Origin of the sequence: Paenibacillus sp. BC26, from assembly GCF_900116125.1 — a bacterium.
In the GTDB taxonomy this organism is placed as follows: domain Bacteria; phylum Bacillota; class Bacilli; order Paenibacillales; family Paenibacillaceae; genus Paenibacillus_Z; species Paenibacillus_Z lignilyticus.
Genome location: NZ_FPAD01000003.1, coordinates 99,475 through 116,425, shown reverse-complemented (window position 1 = coordinate 116,425; position 16,951 = coordinate 99,475). Strand labels below are relative to the sequence as shown.

Here is a 16,951-nt window from a genome sequence, read left to right as displayed (position 1 = left end):
CGCACTTCAGATTAGCTCGGGCTGCTCGCACCGGCCGCCCCTCACCTGCGCTAACCTAGGTACGCTAACCATTCATCTGAGCGGACAAAAGCTGCTTGTGATACAACATTTCAGCTCAAGTCGGCGCTGCTCACGCCAGAACTCCATCATGTGCGCTAACCATTCTTCTGAGCGGATAAAAGCTGCTTATTATGCAACATTTCGATACTTTCCATAGCAGCTATAGGAAGATGTTGCGCAATATGCAACATCTTCTTTTCAATTGGCCTAATAGAGGGGATTTCGAGATTAAATGTTGCACTTTATGCAGCATTAGACGGTATCGGCGTGTTATGGGCATGGAATGTTGCCTATTCAGCAACATTTGCTCGCAATTTGTACATCTACTTACCTTCCTCTAAAACAAAGCCGCCTCAACTGTCGCTGCACGGCGACCTCTTGAGACGGCTTGATTCATTTAAAGCTGTAACAACTACTGTACCCTTAGATTATCGAAATAGTAATCCAATGCCGTTCTGCCGTTGATTTGAGCCGTGAAGCCGGACCACAGATACAGATTCACGCTGTTAATCTGATGACGATTCGCCTGCGCAATTCCGGTCAGGCTGATGGTCACGGTGTTCCACTGATTCGCCGTTAAGTTCGGCAGCCGATCCTCATAGATTACGCCGCCCGTCTGATCCTGCAGCTTAAGCACGATCGGTTCGGTTTGCCCCGTCGGCGTCTGCGTTGTCGGATAGACATCAATCTTCAGGCTGCTCGCATTCGCGATGTCCACATAAGGATTGCTAATGGCGTAATAGCCGTTTGCCCAGCCGCTCGATGGCACGGTGTAATGGAACTTGATGGACTGGGCACCTTCTGTTTTCTTCGTCGTATCCGCCGTTCGCGTGGCCTCTCCTGCCCACTGCGCCGTGTTCTCAAAACCGTTAATCAATAGGCCTGAAGACGAGGACGATGTTGTCACCGTGTAGCTGTCGATATCCGCTGCCGGATTATCGGCCGAGTCCCGCTGAATCTTGATCGTATTCGTTGCGCCGGCATTCAGCGGGATCGTAATGGAGCTCGTATTGGCGAATGTGTTCCAGCTGCCTGTCGGCGCGAAGCTGGTTTGCTGGATTTTCACACTGTTCACGTACAGACTTAACGTCCTTGCAGCCGTATTCGCATTCGAGAAACGGATCACCAGTGTCGCGTTGCCTCCTGCGCCTCCATCCACGTTATTCACCTGAGAGGAAGCACCGACGCTGTTTAAGTTGCCAACGACTTTGCCATTGGATGCATTGGTTGCCGTCTGCTGCTGTCCGCCGCCGGCATAGGTTCCGTTCTCTGCCTCATAAACCGTTGTTCCGCCTCCTGATGGCGGCGGTGAGCTGATTAACGTCCCGTCTCCGAATAGACTCGGGTTGAGATACGCATTCGCGGTTCCGTCATTCCAGCCCATCTGCGAGTCGCGCGCGCCTCCATCGTCATCATCGTTAATCATCATATCGAAGCCGAAGCTCATATTGGCCGTCGGCACTTTGCCGAGCGTTGTCCACGGAATCTTGACCTCGATCCGGTAGCCGCCGGTTCTTGCTGTTGTCGCCACACTTACGCCAGTCGTTGCGCTGTGCTTAAGCTCGCTGGCCGTCGTGTCCCCGTAGCCGACTTGATACATGAAATCATCAGCGCCGTACGTCGTCGAATGATCATGGTTCATATCCAAATATATATCGATGCTGTCATCATCCGATGAGGCGGTCGAATCATTTCGGAGCGTATCGTCATTGATGTCGGCCATAACATAAAGATTGGTGCTGTCCCACAGCACGCCGAAGTTGCCGGAGAGATCGGATGATCCCGATACCGTTCCAATGGATACTTTGGAGATCGCATTGGTTACTTTGCCGGTCCAAGCCGTATCCAAGTTACCGTCGATCGTAACTGCTGAGCTGACTTGAGTCGCATTAAATGTGCCCGTCGTTGGCGGAGGCGTTGTACCGCCGTATCCCGAGGTGGCCGGAGCCGGCGGTGGAGGAGAGTTCGTCATCACCGAGAGCAGCTGACTCATAACCGGCTTGAACGTATTGTTGTTGCGAAGCAAACCGAAATTCGATTCCGGATCATTCAAATTGGTACTGCCGTCTTTGTACGTGTACAGGAACATCGGCCCCGTCCAAGCTGCCCATGCAGACTGCGTCCATACTTGGAAAGCAGACACGATATAGTCGCTTTGCTGCTGCTCGGTTACCGTATTCGGACCTGAAGTGGGGTATCCGAATTCCGTCGCCCAAACTTGTTTATTCCCGTCCCCGTTGTTGACCATGATCGTATGAATTTCATCTGCGCGCAACAGAGCATTCCAGACGCTTGGTGTTGTCGGAGCGGCAGGCCAGCAGTACGGATGGATCGCCAATGCGTCAAAATAATTCTTCCCGCCGTTCGCATAAATCCCCGTTACCCATGCGTAAGGATCCACAATGCCGGACACATTGATCAGGTTCGCCGGCGCGCCGTTCACGATCGTGACCGGTACATGCAAATCGGCGGAAGCGGCTCGAATGGCCGTCGCTCCCGGAATCAGAATGTTGCTGACGAATAAAGAAGGACTGGATTGCACCGAGTAGTTCGGCTCATTCCACAGCTCATAGGTAGTTACTCCAAGCGGTAAGTAGCGTCTTACGCCAAGATCAAGGAAGTTCTTCCACGCATTAATGTTCGCTGCATTGGGATAGTAACGCGTGTCCGAGTTGCCGCCATTCGCCCAGCTTGGCGTATAGCCTGCCACAAGCATGACTTTGAGCCCTCTGCTCAGAGCGGTATTGACCATTTTGTCCGGCCAGCTCCAGTCGTAGGAGGAAGCTCCGCCCGCTTGCACGATGTCCCATCTCAAATCTAACCGTACCCACTTCAAGCCTGCGGCCACGACATTGTCTGCGGCCGTATTCAGTTCAGCCTGCGTGCCGAAATACCATTGCCCCATTATACCGCCTCTTGTATTCGGCGTACTGTAAGCGCTAACACTTGCCGGCAGGACTAATGTGGATAGCAACATAGCCAGCATCGCGAAGACCAGTACAGCCGAGATCCTGCTGCTTCTTTTCATGATAGAACCTCCCAATAGAGTTTAATCATGTCGACCCATGGTGGATGGAATGAAGCCTTCATACGTTTCGCTGCACGGTAAGTAACCAATCTTCCCCCTTTGCGGCTGGATTAGCACATGGTATCCATTGCGCTTCGCGCATATCGTACTTTACGGCCACATCAGCGTCAATTGAAGATCTTTACCTCTGTTCTATTGGAATTGTGATTGTTGCTGCGCATAGACGATTTCGATCGGAATGCCTGACAAATCGTTGATCGGCGGCTCATTCGTTATACGCCTTATGCTTGCGGGGTTCTCCATCATCATGCGTGCGGTCAGCGCAAGGACCGTCGCATCCAGGACATCGTCCATTTTAGCCGAAACGTTGTTCCAGACCCGGTTTCCGCCATTAGCGAGATCGTTGATGTAATTCGGGATCTCCGCCTGAATAACCGCGAGCCGTTCGAATAAGCCCGGGAGATGATGCTTGCTTGAGAAGCTGCCACGATTCGATAAGGCGATGAAGCAAACTTCGGGGTGTGCTTCCGAGACCATGGAACGGTCCGCGATGCTTAACACGAAATCACGCACATTCGCAATTCTGGGAACCAATGCATAGCCGGGAGGGGTCAGATTCAGTTGCGTTTCTTTCACATTAATGCCATTAATCGCATTGTATCTCTCTCTTGGCGACAGGGATGGAACACCTTCCGAGTCCGCATGCGAAAGCCGCCGCCATTCCTCTAACGCGTTGTAGCTGGGCGCATGGAAACATCTCTTCTTATTGGCAGGACCCAGTATATCCATTACTAATTCATCACACCTACGTTTGCCGCTGCTACTGAGCCCAAGTGGCATATCTATTAACAGCTTCCGGCAAGCGGTGCCGAATTCAGCCCAGAGCTCTTCCAAATGCTCCACCTGGACATAGCGGATGGTTGTCCCTTCCTTAGTGCCTTCCAGTAGAGCTGCTACCCATTGATTCTTGGAACCATCGACACCGATATACACGGATTCTCCCCCTAAATAAAAGACAACTTTATTCGTTTCGCGCACAATATTCCAATCATACTCCGCCTAAGTGTCCGATCGCTAGTCCGAGACTCTTTTAACTAGCCTACCTGCCTGCCGCTCGTATGCCAACCGTATCAGTCAGATGGCGGATGCGGTTTTTTAGCTGCCCGTGAATGTAGCTCCCCGAAGTCTAACGGTTGCCGGTGCGCCTAATTTCGCCATTTTCGCCGTTCTGCAATTGTAACGGTTGCCAGAGACGCTATTTCACGATTTAGCTAGGGTCTCCGCTCATAAACGGACAAATAAGCTCTATGGCAACCGTTAGTGTTATATGAAGCAAAAACAGACCAAATAAGCGCTGTGGCAACCGTTAGAACACGGTCCCTCCTCCCTCGCAGGGAGATTGAATCTGTCGATACGTCAGGCTTCCGGCAACGGCGGGCAATGAAAAGCCGGACCCTAATTAAGGGTCCGGCTGCTGGCCCGGCTATCCTGCTTTCATTATGCACCGCCGCTAGTTCACTTTCACGAGCTGCCACTGCTGATTCGTTCCGCCGTTGTCGAAGTACTGGATGACATCGCCGCCATCCGAGGTAGATGCGCCGCTAACATCCGCGAGTTTGCCGCTATTGCGGTTAATTAGTTTGTAATAGCTTCCAACGAGTACAGGCTGCCATTGCTGACTCAGGCCGGTGCCGCTTGTATTCTGGACAACATTGCCGCCATCCGCGGTGGATTGCCCTGACACATCGAGAGCTTTGCCGCTATTGCGGTTTATCAGCTTGTAGTAGCCGCTGCCGACGGAAACGAATTGCCACATTTGGTTCGTACCGCCGTTGTCTGTCCACTGGATGACATCGGCTCCGTCCGCCTGCGATGCTTGGCTGACATCCATCAGCTTGCTGCTGCTGCGGTTCACCAGCTTGTAGTAGGCTGACGTGTCGATTGTCGGCGTGCTGACGCCTGACACGCCGGTGATGACGAAAGTGCTGACAGAACCGGCCGGAACCGTCGCCGTAAATTTCTTGTTCGAGAGCGCAAGGCCGGAGACTGCAGCCAAATTCTCCGAGCCGCTTGTCCGCGTCCCCGTCACCGAACCGGTCACATTCGTAAATTGCGACAGGTCATAAGTCACCGTGTTGGAAGCAGAGGAGTCGTTGACCGTAACGATGACGAGCTTGCTTCCCGCGCTATCGTAAGCTGCAATGGAATCTCCATCGGCGATGTCGAGGATTTTGTAGCCCGGGCGGATGTATTTGCTCCACTGGGCCATGGAATAGTACTTCTTCTTCACTGTATAGGTGCCGAGGTTCGCGCTGGCATTGTTCAGATCGGTTTCGATCATTCCCCAGCCGCCAGGCGTCTCTACCGCTTGCCAATAGACCCATGCTGCATTTTTCATATATTTGATATCCCATAAAATATTCCTCGACATCGTAATCCCGTTCGCTTCTCCGTCCCCGTGCTCGGAGTTCCAAATCCGCTTGCCGCCGGCTGCGGTATTCAAGCCAACACGGTCACTGCCGCCGTACGTATGGGAATTGTACTGCACAAGCTTCGCCTTCGTCGCCGCCGAGTAACTGTTGATCGTATCCCTCGCAAGATCGATGCTCGTCTCTTCCGGCGCGCTGATGCCTGTTGTTAATCCCTTCGTGGTCAGCGAATTGTACAGCTCGCCGATCATGATCTGCTGATTGGCGGGGTACATGCGGTTGCCCTCTTGGCGATTGCCGAACGTCCAATAAGCGGAGCTTGGCTCGTTAAAGGCAGAGAGGGTACGGAAATTCACGCCCCAGCTGCTCTGAAAATGCTGCGTAACCGTAGTCAGATAATCCGCGAAATCATCATACATATCTACCTTCAGGTTCTCGTCTGCGTTGGTATTCCCCGTAACGCTGCCGCTCTTCGTCATCCACCACGGAGGCGAGTTGGCGAACGCCTCGGCGATGAACTCGCTCGAGTTGATTCGCGACTTCGCGGCGTTCAACACCCAGCGTTGATTGGCGTCCGCCGTCCAATCGTAGCTTGCGGCAGCCGAAGCCTTATAGCCCGGTATCCGCGCCCGCAAGTCCATATGGGTCGGATAGGCGGGATTCTCGCCGCCGCCGATATTGTAGCGAACGATGTTCATATTCAGCCCGCTTGTACTGAACAACTTGTCCGCATAATCGTTGCGCACCGAATCCGCGGCACCTCCGACACGGTGCGCCCACCAAGCGAGCGTCGTGCCCCAGCCTTCCCACGTCTGATATTGAACACTGGGGTTAACAACAGCCGTATAAGCAGCTGCATTTACCTTGGGAACATTCATGCCGCCCAAGCCCGATCCCATCATCGTCACCATCACCACCCAGCTGAAAATGAACATACCCATTCGTTTCAACATTACTTCATTGCTCCTCTCCATATTCGAATGTTCATCAGGCAACTGATCACGCAACTAAGGCGGACCGCACAGTCCGTCCCTTCGTTTCGCCTCACCCCCTTTACGATCAAATCGATAAGCAGGAATAGAGCAATCAACTTGCCGGCCGCAGCAATGAAACCCATTTCATAAAAGAGCGGCAAGCAACTAGATTGTACCATATTTATATGTAAGCGTTGTCAATTTATGGGCGATTTCAAAAAAAAAAAGCCCGCTTGGCGCCAGCGAGCCCATGCTATTAATCTCGCAACTCTGCACGAGCATGCTTCCCAGGTGGTCGCCGAGAGTTCCAAAATCGATCTCTCAACGTCCACACTAACCCCTGATCCACTCGCGGTGGAGGCTGAGAGTTCCGAAATCGAACTCTCAGCTCACCAACCACACTAACCCTCATCCCCTTCAGCTTCGCTGACTCCGCTCGCTCCCATATTGCGCGGCAAACGAACCTCGAATAGCGTACGAATGACATCGCTCTGCGCCGTAATGGTCCCTTGATGCTGCGTGACGATGTTCTTCGCGATGGATAGGCCAAGGCCCGTGCTTCCTTCGCTGCGCTGGGTTCTTGCTTTATCGCCGGTGTAGAACATATCGAAGATGTACGGCAATTCCTCCGGAGGAATGCAGGTGCCATAATTGAGCACCTGTATGACGGCTTCCTCCGCTTCGATCCAGCCGTTGAGATCGATAAAACGTCCCTCTCTGCCATAGCGAATCGCATTGGTCAGCAAATTCTCGAACACGCGTGCCAGCAGCTCGCCGTCCCCCGTGACGGTCAGATGCGGAGCCACATTCAGGCGCGTGGTCAGATTGTTTTTCTCCAGCGCCGGATAGAGCTCCTCGTTTAACTGAATAAGAAGCTCGCTCAGATCGAGCGGCTTCTTCTCCACTTGCAGCTTGCCATAATTCACCCGCGTAATTTCGAATAGCTCGTCAATCAGCTTCTCCAGCCGCTGCGATTTCGTGTACGCGATGCTCGTATAATGGTTGATTTGCTCCGGTGTCAGCTGATCGCCGCGAAGAATGAAATCGAGATAACCGAGCACCGAGGTTAACGGCGTGCGCAGATCATGCGCCAAATTCAAGACCAGCTGCTCCTTGCTGTTCTCTGCAAAATCGCCTCGCTCCAGCGCTTGCTGCAATTTCTCGCTGGCCAGATTAATATCCCGCGCAATATCCTCGAACTCATCATTGGAGGAGAGCTGCACGCGATTGTTGAAGTCGCCGTTGGCAAGCTGATTGATCCCGCTAGATATTTCGCGAAAATAAGACGCATAACGGCTCGTGAAGAGGAAGAAAAACAAAATGGAGAGGGGGATAAACACAATCATGAAGAAGTTGATATCCCCTATTTCGCCAATGAACGTCCGTATCGTATAGAGCGGGCTTTCCCGCTTCGTAGTGGAATAATAGAGCTGCAGCACCCTGTAGAGCAGATAAGTAATGCCAGCGGACAAAACCATGCTGAAGCCAAAGTATTGCAGCATCTTAAAGCGGAAGCTGCGGACCATCTCAGCCATGGAAGGAATACCCCACTCCCCACACCGTTTTGATCAGCTTGTTCTTGCGAACATCTTCACCCAGCTTCTTCCGCAGGGTACGAATATGAACCATAACCGTATTGTTGCCTTCGAAATAAGCTTCGCCCCACACCTGGAGAAAAATCTGCTCCGCGCTGAACACCTTCTTCGGATGACTGGCCAGCAGGTACAGAATATCGAATTCTTTCGGTGTGATCTCGATCATTTCCCCGTAAAGGACAACGGTGCGCTGTTCCGGATTAATCAGCAAACCTCCCGCTTCCACCACAACCGAAGTATTCGAAGCCGCAGGCTGATTCAGCTGCATGGAACGCCTCAGCTGCGCGTTCACGCGAGCAACCAGTTCCATCGGGTTGAACGGTTTCGTTACATAATCATCCGCGCCGCTGACAAGTCCGGTAATTTTGTCGAGGTCGGTCGTTTTGGCGCTTAGGAAGATGATCGGCAGGTTATAATGAGCGCGAATCTGCCTTGTCGCTTCATAGCCATCCAGCTTCGGCATCATGATATCCAGAATCGCCAAGTCAATCGGCTGCTTCTGAATCGCAGCAACCGCCTCATGCCCATCCCCTACTTTTATGCAGTTATAGCCTTCTTTGAGTAAATGCAGCTCGATTAGATCGGCAATCTCCGCCTCATCGTCTGCGATTAGAATTGTGATCGACTTCATTGGTTCCTCCCTGGATACCATTAGCATGAGGCATGCTCGTAGGTTTCATACTCCGATTACTTGATTTGTGCGGTCACAATGACCCCGTCCTTATTGTTGCCTGACACTTCATAGCTCCCGTTCGCCGGTACCGGAATCGTTGTATCCCCGGTGATCGGATAATACGAAATCTCAAAGGTTTCTTTATCAATGGTAATCGTAATTTGCTTCTTTTCCTTCAAATAGTCCATATATTGCTCCAGGACAAAATCCTTCTTCTGCATCAACGCGCTGTGCGGCAAACCGACATAACGGAAATGCCACGGCTCCGACGCAATCCCTGTGATCTCCGTTTTGTCCTCGGGATATCGCAAAATAAATCCATATCGCCATGCATTCTTCTTCAGCCATTTGCCCTCAAGCGATTGACCCATTTCTGCCTGCGTCGAACCAATATCAAGGGATAAGCCCAGATGATGTTCGCTGTAGCCTGCCGGCAGCGCGTAGTCAGCCCCCTTCTGAGCATAAAGCTGATTCTGCTCCTCATGATTCCGATATCCGCTGTTGATGATAAAATGGCTCACGCCGTCGTTCTTCGCAGCTTTTACCATGTCCGTGAATTTACGTGCCAATGTTGGCGACAGCTTAATTTCATTATCCTGCAAACGGAATCCGTTCACCAGCTCTAAATGCTGAGACAAATTGACCGCGCCGGTCTCTTCGCCTTCCGGATGCACCGGATGATCCTTATTCACAAGAAGCAAGTCGCCTTGATAGATCTGATTTTCATCTATATGAAGCTCACTCATTCGGACTTCCGCCGCTTGAGCTTGCTTACCTTCATTCAATTGGATTTCATTATCCGCGTTCAGTTTGGTCTCCCGCACACCATAGCCGAACAGCAGGGATACGAGCACAACAAAACAAAAAAACCACTTCTTCATCTCCCAAGCCTCCCTTATCTCCTGATGGTTATAAGGATAAAGAAAACTTGTTAAGAAGAAGTGGGGGAAAACCTAAAGGATTTCTTAAACTTCGAAGGGACTTAACTTTTCAAATGGGTTAAGCCAGTTCCCCAATCCGAATATCATCGAATGCGATGCTGCCAAATTGAGCAAACCGACAAGCATACATATCCTGCCGTGTTTTACCAAATAATAAGGTGCTTCTAAATCAGCATTAGAGGAGGTACCAATGGCTTCTACTACAAGCAATGCCTTTCTGGCGGGGATCCGCGAGAGACGCACCATCTACGCACTGAGCAAAGAATCACCCATTCCGGATAGTCGTATCGAAGAAATCATTAGTGATGCCGTAAAGCATACGCCATCGGCCTTTAATTCGCAGAGTACAAGGATCGTCCTGCTCCTGGGAGAGCAGCACGATAAACTGTGGGATATCACAACGCAGGTGTTGAAGGCGATCGTGCCGGCAGAGCAGTTTGAATCCACGCAGCAGAAGATGGACAGCTTCAAAGCGGGCTACGGTTCCATCCTGTTCTTCGAGGATGAAAGCATTGTCGAAGGGCTGCAGGCGCAATTCCCTACATATCAGGACAAGTTCCCGGATTGGTCGCAGCATACGAATGCCATGCATCAATTTGTCATATGGACCGCCTTAGCGAACGAAGGGTTAGGGGCAAGTCTTCAGCATTACAATCCGCTGATCGATGAGAAGGTGAAGAACGAATGGAGCATTCCCGAGAAGTGGAAGCTCATTGCTCATATGCCATTCGGTAAACCTGCTGCGCCGGCCGGAGAGAAGCAATTCAAGCCCATCGAGGAACGCTTTAAGGTTTTCAAATAAAGACAAAGAAGCAGCGATGTATCTCGCTGCTTCTTTCTTTATTGAAACTATGCCAGCCGGTACTAGTGTGCCGCTCTTCTTGCTTGTTCCTGTTTCAGCTTCTCCGGTGTAACGTCGTTCCCATCCGGATCTATAATCGTCGAATGCAAGAGCAGACTGCCTACAGAACCGCGAAAGATCCGAAGATATTCTTTGCGCAGCTCGGCCTGTTCCGTTTGCTCAGCATCCGTTAAGCCGGTGTCTTTTTGCTTCCTGGATAGTTCATTAATTCGATTAAGTATGTTCAGCATAATGGCTCACTCCTTTAATGCGGACGTTCCATCTCAAACATTCTGCCCAAGGTTGCATAATAATTGCCTGCCATACGGCTGACAGGAGCCAGCTTGTGCGCATCGATTCTCCCATTCTCCAGAAGCTCTTCCGAGATCTGAAAACGGACCACTCGCGCAATCAACAGATCACATCCCGGTGTACCGCTTGTTCCGCCAAGCTCTATAGCCTGCTCCAGCACACATTCCATTCTGATCTTAGACTCCGCAATCCCCGGCACTTTAATCGTTTCGCTATCTACCGGCGTGAGCCCTGCTGCAGTTATCTCGCTTTCATCCGGCGGCAAGTTCGCTGCCGTTTCATTAATAGCGCCTACATTCGTCTCATCCACGATGTGAATAACGAGCTCGCCTGTGGCAGATGCATTTCGTGCCGTGTCTTTCATCACGCCATTCTTGCGTTGAACGGCTACGGATAATAGCGGCGGATTGCTGGATACGATGGAAAAATAGCTGAATGGTGCTCCGTTCAACACCCCTTGCTCCGATAGTGTAGTCACAAACGCGATGGGACGCGGAACGACGCTGCCGATAAGAAGTTTATAATTATCTCGATCGCCTTGAGCTGACGGATCTATGGAGATCATATCGATTCTCGCACCTCCCTTTTGAGCATCCATCCATCAGTTAAGCTTGCGGAAAATGCTCTTCAAACCACTTCGTGGCTGCATGGACCTCGGAAGCGGTCAACTGGTGACCGTAGTTCTCCCAATGGACGGCAACATCGGCTCCCGCTCCGCCGAGCAGCCGCTGCAATTCCTCTGTCTCGCTTGCCGAACAGATCGGGTCGTTCGTACCGGCACCGATGAAGATCGGAGTACCCGACAAGTCGGGCAGCTCCTTTCCGCGAAGCGGAACCATCGGATGATGCAGGATCGCGCCTTTGAAAGCATCCGCATAATGGAACATCAGGCTTCCGGCAATGTTAGCGCCATTGGAGTACCCGACAGCGACGAAGCTGCTGCGGTCAATGCCGTATTGAGCTGCCGCTTCGTCCAGGAAGTCGTAAAGCTCCTTGGTGCGAAAAACAAGATCCTCTTCATCGAAGATGCCTTCGGCCAACCGCCGGAAGAAGCGCGGCATGCCATTCTCCAGGATATTACCGCGAATGCTTAGCAGCGACGAACCCGGAGAGATCCGTTGTCCGAGTGAGATCAGATCCCTCTCCGTTCCGCCTGTGCCGTGCAGCAGTACTAATGTTGGCGCACCGGCAGATGTGCCTTGTTCGAATAGATGCTTCATTGCTTATTCGCCTCCAATTCACGCACTTGGATCGGATGCAGATTCGCTTCGATTTGATCACGTTTTGGCTCAAACCAAGATGGCAGCATCAATTTCTCGCCAAGCGCATCTGCAGCTTCGTCATTCGCGAATCCCGGTGGATCCGTAGCGATCTCGAACAGTATGCCGCCGGCTTCCCGGAAGTAAATCGCGTTAAAGTACTGGCGATCAATAATCTGCGTCGGCTGATAACCGGAGTTCAGCACTTCCGTTTGCCACTGTGCATGTTCTTCGAAATCCTTCGCTCTCCATGCAATATGGTGTACCGTACCTGCGCCGCCTGCTCCCCACTCCATGTCCGCTACCGGTACATCGATCAGGTTCCCGAGATCAGCTGAGGTTTGGAAACGTGCATAGCCTTGATCCTCGCCGATTGGGGTCATGCCCATGATATGCTCGAGAGCGTGTCTCGTCTGCGCCGATTTGGTACTGAACAATACCGCTCCGCCAAAACCTTTAATGGCTTTATCGGTAGGAACGCCGCCAAAGGACCATTCGTTGTTCGCGCCGGCTTCGCGTTCCACGATTTCAAGGCCCAGCCCTTCGTTATCCGTGAATTGAAGGTAGTCCTCGGAGAAGCGAGTCACTTTCGTTGTTTCAATCCCGAAGCCTTTCAAACGATCTTCCCAGAAGCCCAGTGCTCCAACAGGAACTACATAGGTGGTAATCCCCACTTGCCCGCCGCCAACTTTACCTTTGCGGGAATTCGGCCATGGGAAGAAGGTGATAATGGTGCCCGGAGTGCCTGCTTTATCGCCGAAGTACAGGTGATACACATCCGGAGCATCAAAGTTAATCGTCCGTTTTACAAGTCGCAGACCAAGGATACCTGCGTAGAAATCTACGTTCGCCTGCGGGTCTCTTGCAAAGGCTGTAATGTGGTGAATACCGGCAGTTTGTAATGACATGAACAATCACTCCCATTGAATTATTGTTAGTTTGAGCGCAAAATCAGCAGCTATTTCAGTTAGTATTCCGCCATTTTCCCGAAAATAATGAGGTGTCCGTGATTAGTTAATCAGCGCATCCAGCGAATACGCGCCTGCTCCGGCGAAGGCTACGCCGATCACGACTGCAAGAACCACAAGCGGGTATTCATAACCGTTCGCCGTTACCCAAAGCCCGTTTTTCCCATGGACTTTAACGATTGCGCCAAGCATGGTTAGTGCAATAAGCGCGGCTGCCAGCGGAGTAAACAATCCGGCTGCGAAGAGCGCGCCGCCGACTAATTCCATTAGCCCAGCCAGAACAGCCATCAGAACGCCGGGTTTCATGCCGATCGATTCCATCCAGCCGCCGGTTCCCTTCGGACCGTAACCGCCAAACCAGCCAAACAGCTTCTGTGCACCATGTCCGATAAACAACAAACCAATCACTACGCGAATAATCAATAATCCTAATGCTACCATTTCTTATTACCTCCATATAGTTTTATTTTAACAATCTTTGATTAAAGATATTGGACAGACGGTATTAGTTAAAAAACAGTGCATCCAGCGAATACGAGCCTGCTCCGGCAAAAGCAACGCCGACTACAACTGCGAGCGCGACAAGCGGGTATTCATAACCGTTCGCCGTTACCCATAGACCGTTCTTCCCGTGTACTTTCACGATTGCGCCAAGCATGGTTAATGCGATAAGCGCGGCTGCCACTGGTGTGAACAATCCGGCTGCGAAGAGTGCCCCGCCGACTAATTCCATCAGACCTGCTGCGACAGCCATCAGAACGCCGGGTTTCATGCCGATCGATTCCATCCAGCCGCCCGTTCCCTTCGGACCGTAACCGCCAAACCAACCAAACAACTTCTGTGCGCCATGTCCGATAAACAACAAACCAATTACTACGCGAATAATTAATAATCCTAATGCCAACATTTCTTATGACCTCCATTTTGTTTTGGTTTTAATAATCTTGAATTAAAGATATATGATAAAAAAAAGCGTTATGGGGTGCTTCTAACTTTCTACGCCTTTTCCTAATTTCTTCAGAAGCTCGATAAGGGTCAGCTTCTCTTCTTGCGATAAACTTTGTGACATCAAGTGGATGGAAGCCGCATGCTTGGGAAAAATGTCATCAAACAAGTCGTTCCCGGCTTGCGTGATTTCCGCGAAAATGACTCTGCGATCGTCTTCACACGGGATTCGCTTAAGCAGCCCTTTCTTCTCCAGTTTATCGATGTTGTACGTGATGCTGCCGCTGGTGACCAGAATCTTCTCGCCGATTTGCTGAAGCGGAATTCGGCCCTTCGTGTAGAGCACTTCAAGAATCGTAAATTCGGAAGAGGACAGCTCGTATTGCTTCATATCTTTAACGGCTTTGTCCATCACCGTTCTGTAGGCTTTGGAAAGCACGACGAAAGCTTTAAGCGAGACCGCTTGGTCGTCATCGAGTTGGAATGACATTAGCGTTCACCTCCCTCAGATGTCTTTGATTTAATTATCTTGAATTAAAGATATCTTATTTTTGAGGTAATGTCAACACCTTATTGGCCCCCCTAACTTACAGACCCCCTAAATCCCCCTACAAGGGGACCCCGAGGGACCCGTCCCTCTGGACACCCGGAATTTGACTAACGTATGTGCTACAGAGAAGCGCTCGCGAGATTCATTTATGCGTATGATCGCTTTCGTCCCGTTCGGGACACGCTTTACGATTGGCGCGAGGAAGAGATTGGGTTACCAGGTGCTCGCGGCTACGCCACTCGCACGGTAACCTGGAGGCCCGCTCGTATCCCCGCGGGGATGTTACTTTATAATAGAAGAGACCAGTTCCGTATCACGAAAGAGGTCTCTTTTATTAACTACTTATATCGTACTCATCTTCAACTATTGGAATATACGGGGAGAGAAAATGGTCTTTCTCTTGCGTTAATTTGCCTCTTGCCAATTTCCAGACCACGAACGCATTGCTTTTATCTTCAAACTCGAAATCTTCATCGTCATGAACATATAACAATCCATAAGAACCAGGTAAATTCTCGGCTACCCAATTAAATATATCCAGAACGTGATCGGAATAGTGTTTATCTAAGCCAGATATAGTCCACGAGTCCTGCCCGTTCTGTCTCTTGACGTTTGATAATTTCCCCACATCAACCTCTTCCAAATATTTTTTGAATTTACTGTATGACTCGCCTTGCAAGAATTCATTTGTATCCTGTGTGTGATATCTTAAAACAATCCATCCATGATGTTCATACATATAACAACTCCTAGATTTAATTAGGTACCCACGCCTATTTTCATTCACCAAAAACCGTCATCTATATACTGTGCATTATCCTGAAACCATTTGACATAGCCCCTTACGATCCGCTTTAAGAGACCGCCTTGAGTTAGCTTTTCTCTCCAATATGGATCTCCTGTTTTCAATAGCGCTTCCGAGTGGGACAGGTACGGATGCACGACTTGCGAAATGTCAGAAAGCTTATGACCGAATCGTTTCATAAAGACAGCCTGTTGCATCCAATCTCCGGCGCCGATTCCTGCAGCATGCGCACCTAAGATCCTTCCTTTCCGATCCGTAATCACTTTAACGATTCCATTCGTCTTTCTATCCGTAATAAAGCGATCCACTTGGTCTAGAGGTACTTTGTATATCTGGATTTTATCTCCCTCGTGCTTGCGGGCTTCTTCCTCGGTCATCCCCAAATGAAAGATTTCTGGTTCCACATCCGTTACCCAAGGCACGTTAGTATAGCTTATTCTTCTTTTCAGTCCAAAAATGGCATTACCTACAACGATCTTACCTTCCATTCCCGCCGGGTGGATAAAAGGAAAAGGCTTGATCACGTCGCCGACTGCGTAAATGTGAGGCACGCTCGTTTGCAGTGTTCTTGTTACGACGATATGGTTCTCATCCATAGCAATGCCGATGTTTGTTAGCCCAAGACGATCCGTGTTTGGCCTTCTCCCAGTTGCAATGAGAATGCAATCCGTATCCATATGGAACTTCTCCCCATAGCGCTCCACATATACTCGCTTCTTCCCATCAGGCATGGCTTCTACTTTATTCACATTCACGTTCAAATGAAGCGATAGTTCTTTCTCAAGTGCAGCTTGCACGTAAGGAACGATATCGACATCTTCTTGTTCTAATAGCTTGGGTCCTTTATCGAGAACGGTTACATCGGAACCCAAACGGGCAAGAGCTTGTGCTAACTCCAAACCGACTCGCCCAGCCCCAATAACGACTAAACTTGTTGGCAAAGCTTGCAGGTCAAACACGGTTTCATTGGTCATATAATCCACCTCTTGTAAACCGTCGATTAGAGGAACTGTCGATCGGGACCCTGTGGCAATGACAATTCGTTTACCGTAAACAACCTCGCCATCGTTCATTTCTATATGGTGTTTATCCAAGAATTGGCCATATCCATGAAGAACGTCTACACCTAGGCTCCGAAACCGTTCCGCGCAATCATGTGGTTGTATCGCGGCAATGGCCGCAAGGATTCTGCGGTAGGCATCCTCGTGGTTAACCTTGCCCTGCAACTCAAGTCCAAACGCATAAGCCGTTTTCTTAGCCGAGTGAAATTCCTTCGATACTGCGATCAACGCTGTGGAAGTTACACATCCGGTATGCAAACAGCCCCCGCCTTGTTCCGGCTCCTGTTCAATCAAGCCGACTTTCAACCCGAAGCCGGCAGCCTCCGCTGCCACGGCCAGTCCGCTGGCTCCTGCGCCAATAACAATAAGATCAAAGCTTCTCAAAGTTCGTGCTCCCTCCGTTACAAGGTCCACCTCTATGTAACCCCTTAAATTAATTTCAGAAGTTACAACGGGTACTATATCATGCGCAAAAAACGATTTCAAGTAACCTCTAAAAATAACTTTAGC

Annotated in this window: 16 protein-coding genes; 1 reads left to right on the top strand and 15 read right to left on the bottom strand. The window is 50.5% G+C overall.

The annotated features are described in order from the left end of the window. Positions 1-472: 472 nt before the first annotated feature. From BM412_RS21740 to BM412_RS21710, 6 genes are all read right to left on the bottom strand, one after another. Positions 473-3,088 carry a sugar-binding protein gene (locus tag BM412_RS21740; protein WP_091223192.1) on the bottom strand — a complete coding sequence of 872 codons (2,616 nt, stop codon included), beginning with the start codon at positions 3,086-3,088 and terminating at the stop codon, positions 473-475. A 192-nt stretch (positions 3,089-3,280) separates the two neighbouring features. Continuing rightward, positions 3,281-4,081 carry a DUF429 domain-containing protein gene (locus tag BM412_RS21735; protein ID WP_177246000.1) on the bottom strand — a complete coding sequence of 267 codons (801 nt, stop codon included), beginning with the start codon at positions 4,079-4,081 and terminating at the stop codon, positions 3,281-3,283. A gap of 517 nt (positions 4,082-4,598) precedes the next feature. Further along, positions 4,599-6,470, bottom strand: coding sequence for an RICIN domain-containing protein (locus BM412_RS21730; protein ID WP_177245998.1), 1,872 nt, complete (start codon positions 6,468-6,470; stop codon positions 4,599-4,601). A 422-nt stretch (positions 6,471-6,892) separates the two neighbouring features. Continuing rightward, on the bottom strand, positions 6,893-8,026 hold the full coding sequence (locus BM412_RS21720) for a HAMP domain-containing sensor histidine kinase (protein WP_091223184.1): 1,134 nt from the start codon (positions 8,024-8,026) through the stop codon (positions 6,893-6,895). Further along, positions 8,019-8,717 (bottom strand): response regulator transcription factor, encoded by a 699-nt coding sequence (locus tag BM412_RS21715; protein WP_091223182.1) that lies wholly within the window; start codon positions 8,715-8,717, stop codon positions 8,019-8,021. The genes BM412_RS21720 and BM412_RS21715 overlap by 8 nt, the downstream gene beginning before the upstream one ends. A gap of 56 nt (positions 8,718-8,773) precedes the next feature. Beyond that, a complete protein-coding gene (locus tag BM412_RS21710; RefSeq protein WP_091223180.1) occupies positions 8,774-9,640 on the bottom strand; it encodes a M15 family metallopeptidase in 867 nt (288 codons plus the stop codon). Positions 9,641-9,890: 250 nt separating this feature from the next. Here BM412_RS21710 and BM412_RS21705 point away from each other — a divergent pair, with 250 nt between their 5' ends. Next, the gene (locus BM412_RS21705) at positions 9,891-10,502 is read left to right on the top strand and encodes a nitroreductase family protein (protein WP_091223178.1); all 612 of its coding nucleotides are present in this window, start codon (positions 9,891-9,893) and stop codon (positions 10,500-10,502) included. Positions 10,503-10,564: 62 nt separating this feature from the next. Here the strand turns inward: BM412_RS21705 and BM412_RS21700 are convergent, their stop codons facing one another. From BM412_RS21700 to BM412_RS21660, 9 genes are all read right to left on the bottom strand, one after another. Beyond that, positions 10,565-10,792, bottom strand: a complete 228-nt coding sequence (locus BM412_RS21700) for a DUF896 domain-containing protein (protein WP_091223176.1) — start codon at positions 10,790-10,792, stop codon at positions 10,565-10,567. Positions 10,793-10,806: 14 nt separating this feature from the next. Next, complete coding sequence (locus BM412_RS21695; protein WP_091223174.1) at positions 10,807-11,418, bottom strand: flavin reductase family protein; 612 nt, start codon at positions 11,416-11,418, stop codon at positions 10,807-10,809. Positions 11,419-11,458: 40 nt separating this feature from the next. After that, positions 11,459-12,073, bottom strand: coding sequence for an alpha/beta hydrolase (locus tag BM412_RS21690; RefSeq protein ID WP_091223172.1), 615 nt, complete (start codon positions 12,071-12,073; stop codon positions 11,459-11,461). After that, complete coding sequence (locus tag BM412_RS21685; protein WP_091223170.1) at positions 12,070-13,020, bottom strand: ring-cleaving dioxygenase; 951 nt, start codon at positions 13,018-13,020, stop codon at positions 12,070-12,072. Before BM412_RS21685 ends, BM412_RS21690 begins: the two co-directional genes overlap by 4 nt. A gap of 102 nt (positions 13,021-13,122) precedes the next feature. Further along, positions 13,123-13,521, bottom strand: coding sequence for a DoxX family protein (locus BM412_RS21680; protein WP_091223168.1), 399 nt, complete (start codon positions 13,519-13,521; stop codon positions 13,123-13,125). Positions 13,522-13,585: 64 nt separating this feature from the next. After that, on the bottom strand, positions 13,586-13,987 hold the full coding sequence (locus BM412_RS21675; protein WP_091223166.1) for a DoxX family protein: 402 nt from the start codon (positions 13,985-13,987) through the stop codon (positions 13,586-13,588). Between the two features lie 81 nt (positions 13,988-14,068). Further along, positions 14,069-14,515 carry a MarR family winged helix-turn-helix transcriptional regulator gene (locus BM412_RS21670; protein WP_091223164.1) on the bottom strand — a complete coding sequence of 149 codons (447 nt, stop codon included), beginning with the start codon at positions 14,513-14,515 and terminating at the stop codon, positions 14,069-14,071. A 394-nt stretch (positions 14,516-14,909) separates the two neighbouring features. Then, positions 14,910-15,314 carry an Imm7 family immunity protein gene (locus BM412_RS21665; protein WP_091223162.1) on the bottom strand — a complete coding sequence of 135 codons (405 nt, stop codon included), beginning with the start codon at positions 15,312-15,314 and terminating at the stop codon, positions 14,910-14,912. Between the two features lie 44 nt (positions 15,315-15,358). Continuing rightward, complete coding sequence (locus BM412_RS21660) at positions 15,359-16,825, bottom strand: dihydrolipoyl dehydrogenase family protein (protein WP_091223160.1); 1,467 nt, start codon at positions 16,823-16,825, stop codon at positions 15,359-15,361. Positions 16,826-16,951: the final 126 nt, after the last annotated feature.